This window comes from Paenibacillus sp. G2S3, assembly GCF_030123105.1.
Taxonomy (GTDB): Bacteria; Bacillota; Bacilli; order Paenibacillales; family Paenibacillaceae; genus Paenibacillus_AQ.
Genome location: NZ_CP126095.1, coordinates 6487613 through 6508567, shown reverse-complemented (window position 1 = coordinate 6508567; position 20955 = coordinate 6487613). Strand labels below are relative to the sequence as shown.

The following is a 20955-nucleotide window of genomic DNA, read 5'->3' as shown; positions in this document are numbered from 1 at the left end:
CTGTGAAAATCGTCATTGTTGATGATCATCCTTTAGTTCGAAGAGGACTGGCATCTGTAATTTCAATGCAACCGAATTTGCAATTTGCTGGCGAAGCTACGAATGGTCGAGAGGCGCTTGATGTGATTAAAGAAACAAAGCCAGATATTGTACTCATTGATCTTAAGCTTGTGGATGAATCGGGATTGGATGTTATTAAGACAGCACGTGCTCACGGCATAGTCAGTAAGTTCATTCTGTTGACCTCCTCTGCGAGCAGAGAGGATTTCTTGAGGGCTGAAGAAGTACTGGTGGATGGATATGTCCTGAAAGAGGCATTGCCGGAGGAATTACTCTTTGCTATCCAGTTGGTACACAAAGGGAGAAAGTATTATGATCCTGGTCTAATGGAAGAAAAGATGCGTATTAACGGCAGTAGTTCGACGGATGAATTGACGCCGAAAGAGAAGGAAGTACTGATTGAACTTGGACAAGGTGCGTGCAACAGAGAGATTGCCTCACGTCTTTTTATCAGTGAATTCACGGTGAAGAAGCATGTCAGCCAGATTTTAGCGAAGCTGCAGGTTAATGATCGGACACAGGCGGCACTGTATGCAAACGCGATAGGGCTAACGAAATATGAAATGTCTTATGAGTAAAATAGTTCATTAGCATTATATACGAGGAGGTGTCCCAGCAGCCAGTTCATAGCTTTTGGGACACCTCCTAAAGTTTTAGGAGGTTATATCAAACAACTGATGGTAGAGCTCGATATAACATAGAGTAGCACGGCGGGATCAGATGATATAATGAGTATAATTACTTTGCGATATGGCTTATTCTGTCTACCTAATTGTAACTAGGGAGTGCTGTTCATGTTTGAGTTGCCAGGATACCAAACTTTAGATCTGATAGAGACTACCTCAGATATCAGGCTGTACAGACTCCTACGTCAAGAAGATGGCCTTAGGGTTATCGCCAAGACAACTGCAGGCGAGTACCCGGGATCTACTATGGTTGATGCTTTTCGTTATGAGTATGACATGCTTAAGCAACTTAGCGGTCGTGGAGCAATCGAGGCATACAGTCTGGAAATCACGCCGGATCGGCCAGTCCTTCTCTTAAAAGATATGGAGGGCCGTACGCTGGATCAGATACTGCGTACGCCTGATTCACTGGAGCTTCCAGTGCTGCTTCGGATCGCTATCGCTGTTGCCGATTGCCTTATGCAAATTCATCGTGAGAAAATAACACTAAATGAACTAACCCCCGCTCATCTAATCGTCAATCCAATTACTTTTGAAACAAAATTTATTGATATACGAATGTGCTCCACTGAAAATGATACCAGTCCATTGTCACCCCTAAGCGGGCGACCGGATGCCTTGCTCCCTTATATATCGCCAGAGCAAACGGGTCGAACTGGGTTGAACCCGGACTATCGTTCTGACTTTTATTCGCTTGGAGTGATTATGTATGAATGTCTCTCAGGCCGTCGCCCTTTTGAGCTTCATGATGTTGTTGATATTGTATATCGTCATCTTGCAGATACACCTGAGCCTTTACATCGCAGGTTTCCCGCTATCCCTCTATCTGTCTCTGACATTGTTGGCAAATGCATGGAGAAAATGCCTGATGCAAGATATGCCAGCGCCTTTGGAATCAAGTCGGATCTTGAAGAATGTCTTTCCCACCTGCAACAATACGGGTATATCGAGCCTTTCCTGTTAGGAAGCTGGGATGTTCCGGAACGCTGGATGGTATCGGAACGATTTTACGGAAGGCATTTTGAGAAACTAAGCTTACGAGAAGCACTGAAACGAGCATCACAAGGTGCTGTAAAGACGGTCTGGCTTAGTGGCGAGAGTGGTATCGGCAAAACAACCTTTATAAAAGAAACGCTTAGAAATTCGATTTCTTTGGATGGTTTTTTCGCCAGAGGCGAATTCGAATCTCTACATACCTCACTCCCTTATGGCATCTGGCATCAAGTTATAGAAGAATTGGTTAGTCAACTGCTGATGGAAACGAAGCTGCAGGTGGAGGTTTGGAAGCTACGTATTTTAGAAGCTGTAGACATTTACGGGCAACTGCTGATTGAACTCGTTCCTAAACTTGAGCTCTTGATTGGCCCCCAGCCTTCCGTACCCCCGTTGCCGCCGCTGGAAGCTCAGCATCGATTTCAGTTAATCATGAGCCGATTTATTCAACTTTTTCCTCATGAGGATCATCCTTTGATCTTGATATTGGACAATCTGCAATGGGCCGATGAAACATCGCTGCAATATCTCACTTCACTTATAGAGGACACAGCCACGAGTCATATGCTAATCGTTCTTTCCTATCGAGATCGGGAAATTACGAGGCTGCACCCACTCAGTAGGCTGGAAAAGCATTTGATAGACCGCAACGTAGTGATAAGTAGAATTTCTCTACAAGCGCTTGAGCTCACCGATTTAAAACAACTGCTACTGGATGTTATGCGTTACGAGGCTGCTGACTTGGACAAGCTAGCGCGGGTACTTCTGCATAAGACAGATGGGAATCCATTATTTATTAAGCAATTCCTTCAGGATTTGATTGATGATCAGCGAGTGGAATTTGACGAGGATATTCGAAGCTGGAAATGGGATCTCCAGCGCATTACTGAATTGAATGTTCCGGATAATGCAGCAGCATACCTTTCAAGTAAATTACAGCAATTTCCTGATCAGACGGTGTATGCACTTAGTAGAGCCGCTTTACTGGGAAGCATATTCGATGTGGGGACGCTTGTCGAAATTACGGAAATTCCGGCAGAGACATTGACCGAAGCGTTGGCAGTCGCAGTAAATGGACGCTTGCTACAACCTGTTAACGGGGAGGAATATACACATTTTAAATTCCAGCACAACCACATTCATCGGGCGGCTTATGCTCTTGTTCCCGAAGAGGAGCGCCCAGAGCTGCATTGGAGGATTGGGTCACTATTGCTGGATCGTAACCCTGTTAGTGAAGGCACAGTCCTATTTGAAGCTGTCCATCATTTGAATCAGGCGCTTGCGTGGATAGATCGCCCGGAACAGAGGCTTCAACTGGTAGAACTGAACTTACGGGCAGGGATAAGCGCAAAGCAATCAACCGCTCATGAGACCTCCTTGCAATATATGCTTAAGGCAACAGCACTATTAGAGGAGCGGAGTTGGGAGGCGCATTATGAGCTGACCTTCCGCGTATTTCGCGAGAGGGCCGAGCTCGAATACTTATGTTCACATTTTGACAAGGCGAATGAATTATTCCATCTGCTAATCCATAAAGCTGCGACAAATACAGATAAGGCTTACATCTACGCGATGAAGGTTCAGTTGGAAGCAAGTAATGATAACCATGAAGAAGTTATCTCCTTAGGTCGACATACCTTATCGTTACTGAAAGTGAGCCATCAATTTAATCCTAGCTATGTTCAACTGACGCTTCAATGGTTAAGATTGCGGCGCAGACTACAGAAGGTCTCACTGGAATCGCTTAATCTTTTACCGCCAATGACGGATGAAGCTCGTAGAGTCGCAATGTCCACCTTAGATCATACGAGCAATGCCTGCTTCTATGTCAATCGCGAAGGGTGGCTCGCTTCTTCCTTCACCATGATTGAATTAACGCTCGATTATGGGATGACTCCGGAGGCATCCATTGGATTCATAGGCTATGCAATGTTTCAATACTATTACTTCCGTAATGATGAAGAAACATTTAAATGGGCCATGCTGGCGTGCAGCTTATCGGAACCCTATCCGAAAGTGCATATGACAACCTTAGCCTCGTTCGCATTGTGCTACGATAGCTGGCGGCATTATGATCCAGCTATGCTCCTTATGTTTACCGAGAAAGCGGGTAAAGTGGGACTGGAATCAGGTGACCTATGGAAGGGTAACCAGAATGTGCTGATCAACTGTGCCTCCCTTTTGCAATTTGGTCATCCGTTAGGCGATATCTATGATCGGTTAATTATTCATTCCGGAGATTTGCTGCGCCATAACAACAGTCTTCATTGTAAGCAGGCTATCATAGCTGTGGCTATTCTAGTCCGATTAACAGGTTATCGTTCTGTAGATGATCCATTTAACATCGCCGAGATTAGCGAACCTGATTTTGCACAGTCGGTTCATGGAGATACCTTTGATTTTATACAAGAATTGGTCTGGATATATCAATATTTGACAGGTTATGTATTTGGGGAGTACCGCAAAGCCAGTGAGGCATTAGCGAAATCAGCTGCCATTATAAAATCACGTGAAGATGGCTTAGACAGTCCCATGCAGACCATGTATGAATGTTTAGTCTGGGCTCAGTTGTATGAGGAATATAACGCTGGAGAGCAACGTATATATCGGGCGAAAATGCACAGTTGCCTGAAGAAAATGAAAAAGCTTGCTAGGCGTTGCCCGGTAAATTATGAGCATAAATATCTGTTGATGAAGGCTGAGCTGACTCGCCTATCGCGAGATCCACGACAAGCTGAAGCCTTGTATGAGCAGTCTATTGAGGTTGCTCGTATCAACGGCCATATTCACGATTTAGCGATGGTGGCGGAGTGCTACGGCAAGTATGGGCTTCGTCATGGCAAATTGCATCTAGCAAGAATCTATATGACTGAAGCCTACGAGGCTTATCTGCAATGGGGCGCAAAGGCTAAAGCGGCTGACCTTGAGCAGCAGCACAGCAATCTGCTGCATATTAAACGTGAGCCCGGACTCGATCGGGTCGATTCCCTTTCTGTGGTGATGTCAGCACAAGCTTTGTCGGGCGAGATGGAAATGAGTCGATTACTGGGCACGCTGATGCGGATTATGCTCCACAATGCTGGAGCCGAATATGGGGCGGTTATTTTCGATCATGAAGGAAGATGGATGGTTGAGGCCCACGGGACATCGGAAGCCCTGCATATCGAATCTGTTCCTCTCGGGGAAGAGTCAGATCTTGTTCCGGCAGCGATTATAGCCTACGCGGCAAGAACACAGGAGCAGGTTGTATTACATGATGCGCTCAGTGAGGGAATCTTTGCACGTAACGCTTACGTTAGGAAGAATAGACTGAAATCGGTTCTTTGTCTTCCTATCATGAATCAGAATAAATTGGTTTGCTTGCTCTATTTGGAAAACAACCTATCACCAGGTGTATTTACACCGAGTAGGCTTGACGTGCTCAAGTTGCTTGGCTCTCAATGTGCTATCTCTATTGCCAATGCCAAGCTATATTCGGGGATTCAATATCTTAAGAAAAATCTAGAGGATCAAGTGACAGAAAGAACCCGTGACCTGGAGCGTTCGATGCGTGAGACGTCCGCAGCTTTGGCTGAAGCCACAGTCTACGAGGAACGAAATCGTATCGCTCAGGAGATTCATGACATTGTTGGGCATACACTCACATCGACGATTCTTCAAATTGAGGCCGGAAAGCGTCTGCTCCAGAAGAAAGATATAGATAGTGGCGTTCAACGACTGGTTGAGGCACAGGATCTTGTTCGGCATAGCTTGAATGAAATCCGCGGCTCAGTTCATATGCTGAAGGAGGACAAGTATTCCGATCTCACGGTCATGTTGAAGCAACTAATACGTGATACTGAACGTAATGCAGGCGTTGTCGTCCATGCCATTATTTATGATCTGCCGGAGGCCATGTCAACAGCCTATAAAAAGGCCATTTATCATGCTTTGCAGGAGGGACTAACGAATGGAATCAGACACGGTAAGAGTACAGAGTTCCATTTTAGTCTAGAGTCTGTCGGAGCGAATTTGCAGTTTAGGCTCAAAGATCGTGGGTCAGGAGATAGTCATATAGTGATGGGTTTTGGACTTAGGACGATGAAAGAACGGGTGGAGCAACTGGGAGGTAGCTTATCCATCGATTCAGAAATGAATGAGGGCTGTCTACTGGAAATCGATCTGCCAATGCGAAGGGTTGGGAATAGAAAATGAGTAAGATAAAGATTGTAATTGCCGACGATCAATTGTTGACGCGTGAAGGACTTCGTACCATTCTGGATCTGGAGGATGACATGGAGGTGGTCGGCGCTGCCAAGAACGGGGAAGAGGCCTGCGAGATGGTGGAAGCATTCCAGCCCGATCTGGTACTGCTTGATGTTCAAATGCCGATTATGAATGGGATCAGTGCACTAAAACGAATCAAGCAGATTCGTCCGGATATATTCATTCTGATTTTGACCACTTTTATAGAGACTGATTATATTGTTGAGGGGATGGCATTCGGAGCAAGCGGCTATATGCTGAAGGATATGGATGCAGACAAAATGATTACCTCGATCCGTGATACGATATCTGGGCAATTTATCCTGCCAGCCCCGGTAGCAGCCAAATTGGCGACGAGGATGAATAGATTGACGGAGGAGTACGAACATTGGCAAAGATCCAATGTAGATCGTATGAGTCTGACAGAACGGGAAGAGGAGCTGGCGCAGCTCATTATCCGGGGACTTAACAATCGCGAAATTGCCGATACACTGCATATTGCAGAGGGGACAGCGCGTAACTATATTAGTAATCTTTATAGCAAATTAGAGGTGGTAGACCGGGCTCAGGCGATTGTGCGACTTCAAGCTATTATGTAAACATAGTTGATGCTAACGAATTACTGTTGGTGCCAAGTAATCAAACATTGGAAAATTTCTCAGTACTCCAAATGTTACGGTCAGGATCAACATCACAGCCATAATTCCATGGCTAAGCGGTTTAATATGCTTCTTTTCAGTAATCAAGTACAACATATACAGAGGTGCTAGAATAAATAGCAACGGATTAAATCTAAACGCCTGAACGAAGTCGAACTTTAACAAGGAGAGAATAACTCTTGTGATTCCACATCCCGGACAATAAAATCCAGTCCATTCATGAAATAGACAAGGTATACCCATATTGGTTAATGGCATCCATACAGTGAAATACAGTAAGCCAAGGAGACTTAAGGACACACTCCAAAATAGTCTAGGGTGTGTCCTCTTATAAATAGTTAAATTATACCAATTTGTTAACATCTGATTGCACCAAAGCGTATGTGACAATACCAAAACTAAAGATTGTGAGGATCACATAAAGAGCTGAATTATCGGATACGATCTGGCCACGTTGTCTTTGAGCTTCTGCTACATGTTTACCGATCTGGTAGGCCCAAACCAGGCTCCATATCCCGCAAGTAATCAATGTCAGAAGAAAATGCTTTCCTCCTGTAAATGTGTAGTCTCCACTTAGCTTGCCTACGTCATTCGTTAGAACAATAAACCAAAATATTCCGTATATTCCACATGTAATTAATGACAATATAATGGAAAATGCGACACTCCTTTGACTAATCATTGTTCACTCTCCTATGTATTTATATGAAAATTTTACATTATTATCATAGACAATTGTGAAAATATATACAAGATAATATTTAGAAGTTTGTTTTTTAAGCGGAAATCAGAAAACGTGGAACAAACTTACTATCCGGATATAGTGGAATCCTTTATGAATATGAAATATACTTTTAAAGGTCAGCCGCAAGACAGCTAGAATTTGAACTACGATTGGAGAAAATGAAACGATGTCTAATTTACCGAACTGCCCGAAATGTAATTCTGAGTACACTTATGAAGATGGAAGTCTACTAGTTTGCCCGGAATGTGCACATGAGTGGACATTAGAATCAGAGTCTGAGAATAGTGAAGGTCAAAAGGTTATCAAGGATGCCAATGGTAATGTACTAAACGACGGCGACTCAGTAACTGTAATCAAAGACCTTAAGGTAAAAGGAAGCTCATCCGTTCTGAAGATAGGTACCAAAGTCAAAAACATCCGTTTAGTGGACGGAGATCATGATATTGATTGCAAAATTGATGGGTTTGGAGCTATGAAATTAAAATCCGAATTTGTTAAAAAGATATAAAAAGAAAGAATCAGCCTACCTCGAGAGAAGCAGGGCTGATTCTTTTTTTTGAGCATTCGAAGGCGCATTATCTTATGATCTTAACAATCTGGTTTCGGCCTGCATTTTTTGCTTGATATAAGGCTTTGTCCACAGATTCGAATAAATCATTTAGTTGATTTGAAGGGCTTTCTGCATACTGCTCTGTAAAATTATTAATGGATAGTAGTCCCATGCTAACCGTGATGGATAAAGAATGAGCAACCTCATCCACATGTACTTTATTCGCTTCTATCATGAATTTGATATGCTCTGCCCAGCGGTTTGCTTGTGTGTAGTTGGTATTGGGCAAATAGACGATAAACTCTTCCCCGCCATAACGTGCCAAAATATCCGTCTCCCGCAATGATTGCTTAATAACCTCTACCGTACTACAAATCACGACATCGCCCACTAAATGACCGTAATTGTCATTCACCGTTTTGAAAAAGTCGATATCCAGCAGAATGATGGCAAAAGACTGCTTTAATTTCATATTTTCAATGATCTCTTGCTCTAGGTACTGCGTTAAGTAATGACGGTTATAACAGCCTGTTAAGCTATCGGTTATGGCCATCTGCTTGAGTTTTTGGTTGGTCTGAGAAAGCTCATTCTGGATTTGAATTAATGCTAAATTACGCTCCTGCAGGATCTCGTTTTGCTGATTAGTCTCAGCTATGAGGCGATGTAGCTCGCTTCTATCCTGAAAAGTGAGAATCCGTCCAACCATGATTTCGCCTACGATAATTGGCTCTGCTGTAATGTTGATGTATGCATTCAGCGAGGTATAGAATACTTCAACTTCCGTTCTCTCCATGGGCTGTTTAAGATATGTATGTTGAAACAATCGGAAAGCGCTGGCAGTCTGCTCCATGGGTGTTAGTGTTGACAAGTCGAAGGGATCGCCGATCTGTAGGTTGATTTTTGGCAAGAGCGCTTTATTGATTTCTACCACAGTCTCGTTATCATCCAGTACAAGAATACCTAGTGTGAGTGTGTCAATGATATCCTGATGGGCGATGGTTACGAGATCGAATATTTTATCACGATGGATGGCAATGACGAAAAAGATGGCAGAGATTAGTATCCCTAGGGAGGTCATCCCTGGAATGACCGGCTGAGATTTAAACAGTACCACATTAAGAAAGACATCTAGTAATACAAATACAGTCAGCACTAGCACACCTTTTAGTACATGAGTAACCTGCTTTTTGATCCGCTGTGTAGCGTTCGATATCAGCGCTGAATAGATGATAAACAAAGAAATAATAATGGTGCAGATCAAGAAGAGAATAAACAGCCAAAAAAGCGGACCATAAGATCTTTCAACATATCCACCATGCATAGGGAGCACAAAGCTTTGCTTTGGATTGACGATCACTCCGATTAAGATGAATGCTGCGACAATGTATAGGATCAGCGTTTTCTTTTTTCGAAGGAGATATGATTTGCCAGTGAGAAATATCGTAAAAAGAAGCCATCCAATCGTTAACAGTATCGAGTCAATAAAAGCGAGCTTCACATAAAACAATTGAACATCAGGATCCGCTGTAGTTTTGAGAGCAAATTGACAGAAGGGCCATAACATCATAGTGAAATGAAAGGTCAAGTACACCTTATGTAAGTTAGTAATTGTTACGGAAAAAAATATGTAGATGAATAGAACGAACAGAACGAAGAATAATGATAAGTCAATCCATGTCATGACATTCAATCCGGTAACACCTTCTTATATAAAAAAATAGGTTCATCTTTATTCATTTAAGCTCGAAACCTTCTCCCACTCAGTTAGCAGCTCTTTTACGCTTTGTGCGGACTGTGGCTTACTGAACAAGTAACCTTGAATTTTATCGCAGCCTTGCTCCTGAAGATAGTCGAGTTGTACCGTTCGCTCCACACCTTCTGCAATAACACACATATTCATACGTTTACCAATCATTATAATTTGTTCAACGAGAACGGCTTGATGTGTCCCTGTTCGAATGGAGTCAATAAAGGACTTGTCTATTTTTAAAGTCGAGATCGGCATATGAGTAAGATAACTTAAGGAGGAATAACCGGTACCAAAGTCGTCCAATGCAATTTTGATGTTGTGAGCTCTGAGTTCAGTCAGTTTAGTGCTCACATATTCGTAAGATTCAACTAGAACGCTCTCTGTGATCTCTAGCTCTAAGTATTCAGGTTCTAGCCCGGAGGCTTGCAAGGTGTCTAGAACTAACTCATTGAAGTCGCTTTGCAGTAGCTGCAGCATTGAAATATTAACAGACATCGTCAGATGTGATAATCCTTGTTCGTGAAGACTTTTCAGGAAGGTACAGGCCGTTCTGAGCACCCACGCTCCAAGAGGAATGATAAGATGGCAATCTTCTGCTATTTTGATAAACTTATCCGGAGGGACCATTCCTAGTATAGGGTTGTTCCAGCGCATAAGAGCCTCTAGTCCCGTCACCCTGTTCTGAGTCAGATCAATCTGGGGTTGATAGAATACTTCCAGCTCATTTTTGTCTAAAGCATTATATAACTGCTTCTCAATGTTCATTCGCTCAGTAAAGGTATCATTCAAAGGTTGATCAAAGACAATAATTTGGCCCTTACCAGCATCTTTGGCCTTATACATAGCGATGTCTGCGCATTTAAGGAGTTCCATAATATTACTTCCATGTTCGGGGTGAGTACTGATACCGATGCTTAGGCTAACATGCAGCAGACTGTCATCCATCTCAATGGCGTCTTTAAAACCGGCAATAATGTGAGAGGCTACACTAGTTATGCACTGACTGTTCTTAATAGAATATAAAAAAACGATGAATTCATCCCCGGCAAAACGATACACTTCTCCACTACTTCCAACAAGAGAGACTAACCTCTCACTAACCTTAACAATTAGCCGATCACCAAATTCATGGCCCATCGTATCATTTACATATTTGAAGTAATCAATGTCGATGAACATTAAGGCAGCGGTGTTGTTCAGTCCCAAAATGCGAGGCCCAATCTCATAAAAAGCTAATTTGTTGGGCAAGCCGGTTAATAGATCATGATAAGCCAGGTAATGCATCCTTTCTTCATTCAAGGCTAGCTTCTCTTGATTCTCAATGAGCTGATCATATTGCTGTCTCAGTTCTTCTTCTGTAGCTGTGATTTCCTCATAGGCGGCTTCTAGATTTTCGTGTGCGCTCACCCTATCCCTATAGGCAAGATCGAGTTTCTTTTCAATCCTTTTAATCCGTTTCAGAGTACCTAGAATTAATGCAAAGATAAGCAAAGCCGTTATGAGAATAAAGAACCAGCCTTTAATTATATTAATAAGTCTTATCCACTCCGGATCTCGCGTAAAAGTGGAAACGGCCTTATCTGTTATGGGGATCCATAAGCAACCTACAATAAAATATATTACTGCGATTTTTAAGGAACCCCGAACAGGGTTGAAGGTTTGTTTTGATATGGAATGTTTGTGTTTGTTTCTTTGAAGCATATGTCCCTCCTATATCAAGCATGAGAGCTACTTGTTTTAGATCATTTCAACATATTTCATCAAAATCCTCTATTTGTCAGACGTGTTCTGCAAATTTTAAGAATCATTGTTTGGACAAGCTGGAGCTAGGCATTAATACCTAGCTATGCTTGAACGTAACTTGTGTTATAATCAAACAAACAACTCGAAGAGAAAATTATAGTTAAGGGGGAATCGTAAGTGGAAATAGGTATCAGTACATTCGTAGAAACAACACCGGATGTTCAAACGGGTGAGTTAATAAGTCATGCACAGCGATTGCGCGAGGTAGTAGAGGAGATTGTTCTTGCAGATAAGGTAGGCTTAGATATATTCGGTGTGGGTGAGCATCATCGAAAGGATTATGCTGCATCTTCTCCAGCAGTTTTGCTGGCTGCGGCGGCCTCACAAACGACACGAATTCGGCTGACCAGTGCAGTAACTGTGCTGTCCTCTGCGGATCCCGTACGTGTATTTCAGGATTTTGCGACACTCGATGGAATCTCAAATGGACGGGCAGAAATCATGGCAGGCCGGGGTTCTTTTATCGAATCTTTCCCGCTCTTTGGATACGATTTAAATGATTACGATGAGTTATTCGATGAGAAGCTGGACTTATTGTTAAAAATAACGGCATCCGAAAAAGTAACCTGGAGTGGAAATCACCGTCCGGCCATTAATAATCTGGGGATATATCCGCGCCCGGTTCAGAATCCGTTGCCCGTATGGATTGGCAGTGGAGGCAATACGGAATCTGTGATTCGTGCGGGCCTGCTCGGGCTACCACTTGTGCTCGCGATTATCGGAGGCAGTCCGCTGCAGTTTGCTCCACTGGTGAAGCTCTATAAGAAAGCGGCGGCCCAAGCAGGACATGATGTATCGAAGCTTCCGGTTGCCTCGCACTCGCACGGCTTTATTGCAGAGGATAATCAGCTTGCGGCCGATATGTTCTTCCCCTCTACGCAGGCTAGCATGAATGTGATTGGCCGGGAGCGCGGCTGGGGTCATTACAGTCGGGCAAGCTATGATGCGGCGCGCAGATTTGAAGGTGCCTTGTATGTAGGAGATCCAGATACTGTTGCTGAGAAGATCATTCACCTACGCAAACACGTAGGCATTACACGCTTTATGCTGCATGTACCGCTAGGTACGATGCCTCATAAGGATGTAATGAGAGCCATTGAGCTATTGGGTACTGAGGTAGCGCCAATTGTTCGAGCTGAGATATCGAGATGGGAAGCAGAGGTTGAAGCAAAATAGTATTGACCCTTTTTAGATTAACCAGTATGATCTTACCAATTTATTGAAGCTATTGTGAATTGGAGGAGAAGACTGAAGTGACAGATCGAATCATAGCGAATAGACTTGAGGCATTAGGGATTGTCCTGCCTAGTGCTAGTGAACCGGCGGCAAAGTATGCTAACTACGTCATTGTTAATGGATTATGTTTTGTGTCGGGAAAAGGACCCGCTGGGCATCCTAAAGGAAAGCTAGGACAGGAGTTCACCACCGAAGAAGGCTACCAATTTGCACGTCAGACTGGTATAGAGATTCTTGCCGTCCTTGAGTCAGCTTTAGGCTCCTTGGATAAAGTAAAGAGAGTAGTCAAAATTCAAGGCTTTGTGAATGCAGATGCCTTATTCGAAGAACATCATAAAGTACTCAATGGCTGTTCTGATTTAATGCTGGAGGTGTTCGGAGACAAGGGCAGTCACGCTCGTTCTGTATTGGGCGCTGTTTCTGTAAGAGATAATCTTCCGATCATTATCGATTCTATTTTTGAAGTGGATTAAAAAGAGGGCTGTGGCACCGAAAGGTGACCGCAGTCCTCTTTTTACATGGTTTGAACTGTAGTTAGACGGCAACCCCAATAATTGTAACAAAACTAATTACCCTAATTTTAGTAATAATAATTGAACATATCAATCAACGAGGTGATGACATCATGAGAATTCATAAGAAAGCGATACTACTACTTCTACTTCTTACATCTATACTCTACACAGCTCCAGCCCATGCGGCAGTGATGCCTGAGAAACAGGTTACGGGCGTTTTTCTGGATGATCGGCAGCTTGAATTAGAGGTTCAACCCTTGCTCATAAACGGTACAACGCTTGTTCCCATGCGCAAGCTGTTTGAAGAACAGGGAGCAAAGATCAACTGGAACAACGATACCAAAACTGTTAAGGCCACTAAGGGAAATCTGGTGCTGACTTATCAAATAGGAGATTTAACCGCGAACAAAAATGGACAAGCCTTAAGCTTAGCCGTTCCAGGTCAGGTTGTCAGTGGTAATACGATGATGCCGCTGCGTTTTGTCAGCGAGGCTCTAGGCAGCACCGTGAAGTGGGAGGCCAACACTCGGACCGTCCGCATCTACTCAGCGATGAATTACGATACAACGATTCGTTATGGGGTTAACCTGCGCAGTTCGCCGAATTCATCGGATCAATCAGGTGTCCAGCAAATGTTGTCCGTAGGCGATAAAGTCCATATCGTTAGAGAAGTGGATGCTCTCTGGTTAGAAGTGCGGACGCAAGACAACAAGACGGGATACATATCTGCTAAACCGAAATATAGCGATTATACTAGTGAGTCTCTCGCTGAGAAGCAGGGAAACGCGCTGCTTGCTTACGGAGAGAAGTATCTGGGAACCCCTTATGAATTTGGTGCAGCAACGAACCAAACGTCTACCTTTGACTGTTCTTCTTTCGTAGGGCATTTATTTGAGAACGTATTGTCGGTGGATCTGCCACGTGCCTCTTATAATCAAGCCAAAGAAGGGAAGGAAGTCGGGATCAACGAGCTGCGTAAAGGGGATTTGTTGTTCTTTAGTGCCCGTGGTCTCGACATTGGTCATGTTGCCATGTATGCGGGGAATAATCAGATATTGCATACGTATTCGAAGGAACTTGGCGTGCATTATGAAGATTTTAGTGAGAAGTGGAAGAAGCGTTTCGTGACGGCCCGTAGAATGTTTTAGATTGGATAGCGATTAAGCTATAATGATCACGATGAAGAAGCATCCGAATACATTTGGGGGATGAAGCATAGTGACTAAAACAATCGTAGAAAAGCTTAACTTGCAAAAATACAACCAAGTTGCGATATTGAATAAACCCGAAGGATCCGATTATTTAGCCGAATTGACGAACTATGATACTTCGCTCGAAGGGGCGTATGATCTTATATTTGCTTTTGTACTAGATATGGCGTCGTTACAGGAACTAGTGAACCGTGTGATAGAGCAACAGCATCTTCATAAGAACGGCTATCTCTTTGTGGCATATCCTAAAAAGGGAAACAAAGTGTATCCGACCTTTATTCATCGTGATGACTTACTAGAGGGTCTGGGCAGTGATGAGAATGGCTACATTGGGACGAGCAATATTAAATTTGCACGCATGGTAGGATTGGATGATGTCTTTACAGTTGTGGGGTTAAAAGAGGATGCTAAGAGCAAAGGCCAGCCTTCCAATACCCCAAGTCAATCTGTAGATGATTATATTTCTTTCATTCCAAAGGTGGAAGAAGATCTGAAAGATACACCGGAGCTTCTTACCGTCTTTCAATCGCTTACCCCGGGATATCGCAAAGATTGGGCTCGATATGTCTATAGTGCTAAACAAGAGGCAACAAGAGCTAAACGTAAAGAGGAAATGAAGATGATTTTACGGGCTGGTTATAAGAGTCGAGAGCTGTATCGGCAAGCCAGTAGTACTGAACTCTAATCCGACCTTTCTATAATATTATACGAGTTCAATTTATTCCTCATAGATTTCATCGAAACCACTCCATCCTAGGAGTGGTTTTTAAGTTTGGGGTATAATGGATGTAGATCATATAGCACAAACCTACAGGGGTGAAATATAGATGAAGCGCATTACGATTTTAATTGCGGATGATGAGGCGGAGATTGCCGATTTGGTGGCCTTACATTTGCAAAAAGAAGGGTATCATATCATTAAAGTATCCGATGGGCGGGCAGCGGTACAAGCTATTGAGTCCCAAACGATAGATTTGGCGATTCTGGATATTATGATGCCGGGGCTGGATGGCTATGAGGTAACCCGTCACATTCGGGAGCAGCATCATCTGCCGATTATTTTTTTAAGTGCGAAGACTTCTGATCTCGATAAGATCACGGGACTTGTCATGGGCGCAGATGATTATATGACCAAACCGTTTAATCCAATGGAATTAGTGGCCCGTGTTAATTCTCAACTTCGGCGTTCTATACAATTCAGTCAGCCCGCAGCCATTCTTAAATCGGTCCTTGAAGTAGGTGGATTGACGATTTCACCAGATGAACATACCGTTACTCTTTACGGCGAGGTAATAGATCTAACTCCAAAAGAGTTTGATATCCTGCATTTATTGGCGAGCCATCCCAAGCAGGTATTTAGCGCAGAGAGTATTTTCCAACAGGTGTGGGGAGAGGCCTATTATGAGAGCGGCAACACGGTTATGGTACATATCCGTACCTTGCGTAAAAAGCTCGGTGAAGACATTAATAAGAACAAATTTATTAAGACGATCTGGGGCGTAGGATATACTTTTACTGGGTAAGGCCACTGAGCTCATATACATTTTAAGAAAAACTTTATAATTGTCCCGCTTTTTCTTTAAAGTGTCTTCGTTATTCTATTTCTATCAAGCATAAACGCCTTAAGGAAATGGGAGGATATTACGGATGAAAAAGTGGGGCTTTTTAGTGATTGTTGTGTTATTTCTTGGTTACGCAGCAGCTCGTTATTTACCGGATACGGGTAATTTAGCTGATAAGAATGATAAGATCCGGAATGGATCGATTAGAGATAGCGATAGTTTAAAGGTAGTTACGCAAGATCAGGTGTATCAAGGGGATTTATTGCTGGTGAACAAACAATATCCGGTGCATGAGGACAGTGTGAAGTCTGATATTGTGACCTTATCTGATCAGAAGGATCTGATTCAGGGCTATGGACTACTAGATAACTCTATTCGGCTATCTGAAAGTGTAGCACATACATTCAATAAGATGATCAAGGCTGCTGAGAAGGATGGCGTGAATCATTTTTTAATTAGCAGTGGGTACAGGGACTTTGAGGAGCAAGAGCAATTGTATGAGGAAAAAGGTTCAGACTATGCTTTACCAGCACAATATAGCGAACATAATTTAGGATTATCTCTAGACATCGGATCGTCTCAATCGGAAATGAGCAAAGCAGCTGAAGGTAAATGGCTGGAAAAGAATGCTTGGAAATACGGCTTTATTCTACGCTATCCGAAAGACAAAACGGAAATCACGGGGATTAAATATGAACCTTGGCATTTCCGCTATGTAGGGTTACCGCACAGTGCGATCATTCATGAGAAGGGGATTGTGCTGGAGCAATACTTAGATCTATTGAAGGAGAATAGTGAAATTTCAACGGTTGTAGACGGCAAAACATATACAGTAAGCTATTATCCAGTATCAGGATATACAAGTATTAAGATTCCAAAGGAAGGGCAATATAAAACGTCGGGCGATAATATGGATGGCGTAATTGTGACTACATTTCGATGAGTACAGAGCCTAAGAACAAGTCTAATATGAAATTATTGCTGGCAGCCGTCTTCATCGTCTATATGTATTTCTTGATTCGGATTATTTTATTTAAAGGCGCACCTTTTAGCTTGCAATCACTTTGGGAACAAGCGGGGCGTATGCTCGAGCAGCCCGACAGAATTTTTAATCGACAGGGCAATTATACACCCTTTAAAGAGATCTCGCGGGGGATAGAGCATCTGTCACTTTCAGATCCTTTTTCATCGCTAAATTTGGTGGGCAATATTCTGGCGTTTATTCCGTTTGGAGTCTTTATCCCTATGCTGTTTTCGCAAAAAGTAAGGTTATTCCAAAAGGTCTTTATGCTCTCTTTTGCGCTCAGTCTGAGCTTTGAAGTTACACAATTAGTATTGTATATCGGCACCTTTGACGTGGATGATCTGATCTTAAATACTTGCGGCGGGGTATTCGGTTTCGTCATATATAGACTGCTGGTTTCTTCTGGATTGTTTACAACTATATCGAAGCGGTGTTAGTATTTGTGGATGGTAGATATAGACAGAGGATAGAAGGGGCATGGTATGAAAAAGCGTATTTCGGATATTGTTTCCATCATTGTAGGAGCATTGCTGTTCTCCTTGGCTGTTAACTTGTTTGTGATTCCGAACGAGTTCGGTGAAGGCGGGGTAACGGGACTGACTATGATTACATACTACTTGTATCAGTGGTCACCGGGTATTGTTAGCTTAATTCTTAATGCTTTATTATTGATTGTCGGTTATAAATTTCTGGACAAAACGACGACGGTATACACAATTATTGCGGTGTTCTTTAATTCGTTATTCTTGATTCTTACAAAGAATTGGCATATCGCCAGCGATGAGTTGATCATCAACGCAATATTTGGGGGCATTCTGTCGGGTGTGGGTATCGGAATGATCATACGAGTGGGTGGAACGACCGCAGGGTCAACCATTATCGCTAGAATCCTGCATAAATTTTTGGATTGGAACGTTAGCTACGCTCTTCTCCTTGTCGATTTAGTTGTGGTATTTGCTTCGTATTTCATCATTGGTGTTCAAAGTCTGATGTTTACGATCGTGATGCTCTATATAGCGACTAAGGTGATGGACTTCATTATTGAGGGAGTGAATCCTAAGAAGGCCGTTACGATTGTATCCAAGCAGCAGGACAAAATTGCTGAACAAGTGAATGGGATCATGGATAGAGGGGTCACAGTCATTTATGGCCGAGGGTATTATACTAAAGAACCTAAAGAGCTGCTCTATATTGTCATTAGCAAACAGGAAGTGACCATACTTAAGAAAATCGTAAGATCGATTGATAAAGAGGCTTTTATCGCCATTCACGATGTAAGAGATGTGTTCGGAGAAGGCTTTGTGGAGCTGGCAAAATAAGAGCTAAAGTGCTGTCCGGTAGCTACCTGAGCTACTTGGGCAGCTTTTTTTGGATCGGGCACTCGATTGTGATGGATATCATTGCATTTTCTGTTTGTTCACATTTTATTAAATTTTAAAGTGATTCAGCGCACACTCGCTCATTTGCAGCTTCTATATGCTTTTTATAGAGGCATTAAATAATTGCAGGAGAGAGGGTTATTCATATGTTAGATCAACAGACCATTGCTATTATAAAATCAACAGTTCCTGTATTGCAGGTTCACGGAACAACCATTACTACGACGTTCTATAGCATGTTATTTGAAAACCATCCAGAGCTATTAAATATATTTAATCATGCCAATCAGCGGCAAGGTAGACAGCAGACAGCGCTTGCTAATGCAGTCCTTGCAGCGGCTATGAATATTGATCAACTAGGGAATATCTTACCGGTGGTAAAACAGATTGCAGAGAAGCATCGAGCACTAGGCGTATTGCCTGAGCATTATCCGATCGTGGGTGAGACCTTGTTAGCTGCAATTGGGCAAGTGCTTGGCGATGCGGCAACACCGGAAATTATAGATGCATGGGCCAAGGCTTATGGTGTGATCGCAGATGCTTTCATTGGTGTGGAAGCAGAGAAGTATCGTGAAGCAGCCGAAGCTCCGGGGGGTTGGAGTGGATTCAGAAATTTTGTCGTCACTCGGAAGGTTAGAGAAAGTGAGCTTATTACTTCCTTCTACCTGTCTCCTGAGGATGGAGGGGCTGTCTCCTCTTATTCTCCGGGTCAATACATCACGATTCGTGTTCAGCCAGAGGGTGAGGAATATACCCATATTCGCCACTACAGTTTATCCAGTGCTCCGGGACAGGCGTATTACCGTATCACTGTTAAACGGGAAGGTGAGGGGATAGATAAACCTGCAGGCGTCGTATCCACTTACCTGCATGATGTTATCCAAGTGGGCTCTATATTAGAAGTAGGCTCTCCAGCGGGTGATTTCGCACTGGATCAGAGTAGTGACACGCCAGTGGTCCTAATCAGTGGGGGTGTAGGGTTAACTCCAATGGTAAGTATGCTGGAGACCATAATTGCTACACAGCCAGCACGCGAGGTAACCTATATTCATGCAGCCATCAATGGAGGCTTGCATGCTATGAAAGATAGGGTGGCAGATTTAGAGCAATCTCATCCTGTTCTACGGTCCTATGTATGTTACGAATCACCAGCTGAAGGAGACAAGTGTAATAGATCTGGTTATATTGATCTTTCTTGGCTTCAAGAAATAGCAGATGTGAACTCTGAATTCTATTTTTGTGGGCCGACTCCCTTTATGAAGGCAATATATAAGGCGCTTAAGGAATGGCAGGTACCGGATGAGAGAATTTATTTTGAGTTCTTTGGACCAGCCGGCAGTTTAGAAGGATAATATAGATAACAAAAAGCGCCTCAGCCGATTGGCTGAAGCGCTTTTTGTTTTGCGTTAGTATTTATTTGAAAGAAGCAAAGGGATCAGTACCTTTAGGCAGTATTGAACTGAAATTAAAGGTGTAGGTAGGAATTCCAGCTGCATAAGGTGCGATTTCATATTGTTGATAGAAGATGGCTAAGCCGCTTTCACTGACGAAGAAGGCTGGGTTATCTGATAGTCCACCAGTTGACTCCGGAAAAGCTATATCCTTGGTGCTTGCCTTCAACATTTTATCTAGTTTTTGTTTGTAGTTAGGTTCTGCCTTTAGCAGGTCTTTAAGTTCTATTTTCTTACCATCCTTCAGTGAGAAGGTATGTCCCTCGCGCATGGTGCCGCCGTGAGCACCACCACTATAACCATATTGATCGACTACTACACTAAGTACGCCTTCACGGTTAAAGGTGACAACATAATTTTGAGAGTAGTCATATTTATTCTCTATCGTGCCATCTCTACGGCTAGACTCTTTTTCACTTTCTGTCGCGAATAGTTCAGCCTCTTTTTTGAAGGCTGCATTAATCGTGTTTTGTACTTCATCCGTCAGACCGCTGATCTTTGGATATTGTATTTTAATACTAGCATTCTTATTGCTCTTGTCTAAGGTTACAGAGGTGATCTTAATGTCATTCATCACCAGCTTGCTAAGTTCAAGTGATTTCTGGGCTGGATTATATACGCCTTGAACACCTAAATAATCATTTAACAGCTTGAATGGAACATATAAGCGGTCGTTGATCATCTTCGCTTCATGATTTCCGGTCATACTATAAATGTAATATCCGTTCAAATCTGTACTTACGCCATAGTCAGAGACCTCTAAGTTTAGCTTCATCGAATCGCTGCCCACACTGTAAGTCCTTGTGGTGGAATTATAATTAATGGCAAGACCGAAGGCGTCACGTAATACGGTTAAAGGGATCATGGTATTTCCGTCTACGATTTTTCCTTGCTGTGTTAAGATTTGGCCTTTATACTTAAGCACCACAGAGGGCTGCTGAACGGCTTGTTTGACTGTGTTTGTTCCGGTAGTTGCAGCTAGAACAGAATTTCCTCCGATGAGGCCGGAACCTCCTAATAATACTCCAGTAGCTAATATAGCAGACGTCCATTTCATAGTTTTGTTCATGATTTAATTTCTCCTCT

18 protein-coding genes are annotated in these 20955 nt (G+C 42.9%); 13 read left to right on the top strand and 5 right to left on the bottom strand.

Features of this window, described 5'->3' with window-relative positions:
- Window positions 1–2: 2 nt before the first annotated feature.
- The 3 genes from QNH28_RS28775 (at window position 3) to QNH28_RS28765 (ending at window position 6583) form a co-directional block, all read left to right on the top strand.
- A complete protein-coding gene (locus QNH28_RS28775; protein WP_283909530.1) occupies window positions 3–638 on the top strand; it encodes a response regulator in 636 nt (211 codons plus the stop codon).
- A gap of 216 nt (window positions 639–854) precedes the next feature.
- Window positions 855–5933, top strand: a complete 5079-nt coding sequence (locus tag QNH28_RS28770) for an AAA family ATPase (protein ID WP_283909529.1) — start codon at window positions 855–857, stop codon at window positions 5931–5933.
- Window positions 5930–6583, top strand: coding sequence for a response regulator transcription factor (locus QNH28_RS28765; protein WP_283909528.1), 654 nt, complete (start codon window positions 5930–5932; stop codon window positions 6581–6583). Before QNH28_RS28770 ends, QNH28_RS28765 begins: the two co-directional genes overlap by 4 nt.
- 12 nt (window positions 6584–6595) lie before the next feature.
- On the opposite strand, the gene QNH28_RS28760 is transcribed toward QNH28_RS28765, so the two are convergent.
- Window positions 6596–6943: a DUF2752 domain-containing protein gene (locus QNH28_RS28760; protein WP_283909527.1), complete on the bottom strand. Its 348-nt coding sequence runs from the start codon at window positions 6941–6943 to the stop codon at window positions 6596–6598.
- 43 nt (window positions 6944–6986) lie between these two features.
- A complete protein-coding gene (locus tag QNH28_RS28755) occupies window positions 6987–7325 on the bottom strand; it encodes a DUF4234 domain-containing protein (RefSeq protein ID WP_283909526.1) in 339 nt (112 codons plus the stop codon).
- Window positions 7326–7554: 229 nt separating this feature from the next.
- On the opposite strand from QNH28_RS28755, the gene QNH28_RS28750 reads away from it, so the two are divergent.
- Complete coding sequence (locus QNH28_RS28750; RefSeq protein WP_283909525.1) at window positions 7555–7896, top strand: zinc ribbon domain-containing protein YjdM; 342 nt, start codon at window positions 7555–7557, stop codon at window positions 7894–7896.
- A gap of 67 nt (window positions 7897–7963) precedes the next feature.
- On the opposite strand, the gene QNH28_RS28745 is transcribed toward QNH28_RS28750, so the two are convergent.
- Window positions 7964–9619, bottom strand: a complete 1656-nt coding sequence (locus tag QNH28_RS28745; protein WP_283909524.1) for a histidine kinase N-terminal 7TM domain-containing diguanylate cyclase — start codon at window positions 9617–9619, stop codon at window positions 7964–7966.
- Window positions 9620–9667: 48 nt separating this feature from the next.
- The gene (locus tag QNH28_RS28740; RefSeq protein ID WP_283909523.1) at window positions 9668–11095 is read right to left on the bottom strand and encodes a putative bifunctional diguanylate cyclase/phosphodiesterase; all 1428 of its coding nucleotides are present in this window, start codon (window positions 11093–11095) and stop codon (window positions 9668–9670) included.
- 513 nt (window positions 11096–11608) lie between these two features.
- On the opposite strand from QNH28_RS28740, the gene QNH28_RS28735 reads away from it, so the two are divergent.
- The 9 genes from QNH28_RS28735 to hmpA all read left to right on the top strand — a co-directional run bounded on the left by QNH28_RS28735 (window position 11609) and on the right by hmpA (window position 19770).
- The gene (locus tag QNH28_RS28735; protein ID WP_283909522.1) at window positions 11609–12667 is read left to right on the top strand and encodes an LLM class flavin-dependent oxidoreductase; all 1059 of its coding nucleotides are present in this window, start codon (window positions 11609–11611) and stop codon (window positions 12665–12667) included.
- Window positions 12668–12744: 77 nt separating this feature from the next.
- Window positions 12745–13200, top strand: coding sequence for a RidA family protein (locus tag QNH28_RS28730; RefSeq protein ID WP_283909521.1), 456 nt, complete (start codon window positions 12745–12747; stop codon window positions 13198–13200).
- Between the two features lie 152 nt (window positions 13201–13352).
- Window positions 13353–14390 carry a C40 family peptidase gene (locus QNH28_RS28725; protein WP_283909520.1) on the top strand — a complete coding sequence of 346 codons (1038 nt, stop codon included), beginning with the start codon at window positions 13353–13355 and terminating at the stop codon, window positions 14388–14390.
- A gap of 70 nt (window positions 14391–14460) precedes the next feature.
- Entirely contained in the window at window positions 14461–15138 is a 678-nt protein-coding gene (locus QNH28_RS28720; RefSeq protein ID WP_481858344.1) for a YdeI/OmpD-associated family protein, read from the top strand.
- 142 nt (window positions 15139–15280) lie between these two features.
- Window positions 15281–15976, top strand: coding sequence for a response regulator transcription factor (locus tag QNH28_RS28715; protein ID WP_283909519.1), 696 nt, complete (start codon window positions 15281–15283; stop codon window positions 15974–15976).
- 124 nt (window positions 15977–16100) lie between these two features.
- Window positions 16101–16958 (top strand): M15 family metallopeptidase, encoded by an 858-nt coding sequence (locus QNH28_RS28710; RefSeq protein ID WP_283909518.1) that lies wholly within the window; start codon window positions 16101–16103, stop codon window positions 16956–16958.
- On the top strand, window positions 16955–17476 hold the full coding sequence (locus tag QNH28_RS28705) for a VanZ family protein (protein ID WP_283909517.1): 522 nt from the start codon (window positions 16955–16957) through the stop codon (window positions 17474–17476). The genes QNH28_RS28710 and QNH28_RS28705 overlap by 4 nt, the downstream gene beginning before the upstream one ends.
- 45 nt (window positions 17477–17521) lie before the next feature.
- On the top strand, window positions 17522–18358 hold the full coding sequence (locus QNH28_RS28700) for a YitT family protein (protein WP_283909516.1): 837 nt from the start codon (window positions 17522–17524) through the stop codon (window positions 18356–18358).
- 206 nt (window positions 18359–18564) lie between these two features.
- Complete coding sequence (hmpA, locus tag QNH28_RS28695; RefSeq protein ID WP_283909515.1) at window positions 18565–19770, top strand: NO-inducible flavohemoprotein; 1206 nt, start codon at window positions 18565–18567, stop codon at window positions 19768–19770.
- A 61-nt stretch (window positions 19771–19831) separates the two neighbouring features.
- Here hmpA and QNH28_RS28690 read toward each other — a convergent pair whose 3' ends face one another.
- Window positions 19832–20938, bottom strand: a complete 1107-nt coding sequence (locus tag QNH28_RS28690; RefSeq protein ID WP_283909514.1) for a PdaC/SigV domain-containing protein — start codon at window positions 20936–20938, stop codon at window positions 19832–19834.
- Between the last annotated feature and the right edge of the window lie 17 nt (window positions 20939–20955).

What these genes read in the sequence shown, in the direction of transcription:
- QNH28_RS28770 (WP_283909529.1), top strand. Translation starts at nt 855, where the DNA reads ATGTTTGAGTTGCCAGGATACCAAACTTTAGATCTGATAGAGACTACC.
- QNH28_RS28765 (WP_283909528.1), top strand. Translation starts at nt 5,930, where the DNA reads ATGAGTAAGATAAAGATTGTAATTGCCGACGATCAATTGTTGACGCGT.
- QNH28_RS28755 (WP_283909526.1), bottom strand. Translation starts at nt 7,325, where the DNA reads ATGATTAGTCAAAGGAGTGTCGCATTTTCCATTATATTGTCATTAATT.
- QNH28_RS28750 (WP_283909525.1), top strand. Translation starts at nt 7,555, where the DNA reads ATGTCTAATTTACCGAACTGCCCGAAATGTAATTCTGAGTACACTTAT.
- QNH28_RS28745 (WP_283909524.1), bottom strand. Translation starts at nt 9,619, where the DNA reads ATGACATGGATTGACTTATCATTATTCTTCGTTCTGTTCGTTCTATTC.
- QNH28_RS28725 (WP_283909520.1), top strand. Translation starts at nt 13,353, where the DNA reads ATGAGAATTCATAAGAAAGCGATACTACTACTTCTACTTCTTACATCT.
- QNH28_RS28715 (WP_283909519.1), top strand. Translation starts at nt 15,281, where the DNA reads ATGAAGCGCATTACGATTTTAATTGCGGATGATGAGGCGGAGATTGCC.
- QNH28_RS28710 (WP_283909518.1), top strand. Translation starts at nt 16,101, where the DNA reads ATGAAAAAGTGGGGCTTTTTAGTGATTGTTGTGTTATTTCTTGGTTAC.
- QNH28_RS28705 (WP_283909517.1), top strand. Translation starts at nt 16,955, where the DNA reads ATGAGTACAGAGCCTAAGAACAAGTCTAATATGAAATTATTGCTGGCA.
- QNH28_RS28700 (WP_283909516.1), top strand. Translation starts at nt 17,522, where the DNA reads ATGAAAAAGCGTATTTCGGATATTGTTTCCATCATTGTAGGAGCATTG.
- hmpA (WP_283909515.1), top strand. Translation starts at nt 18,565, where the DNA reads ATGTTAGATCAACAGACCATTGCTATTATAAAATCAACAGTTCCTGTA.
- QNH28_RS28690 (WP_283909514.1), bottom strand. Translation starts at nt 20,938, where the DNA reads ATGAACAAAACTATGAAATGGACGTCTGCTATATTAGCTACTGGAGTA.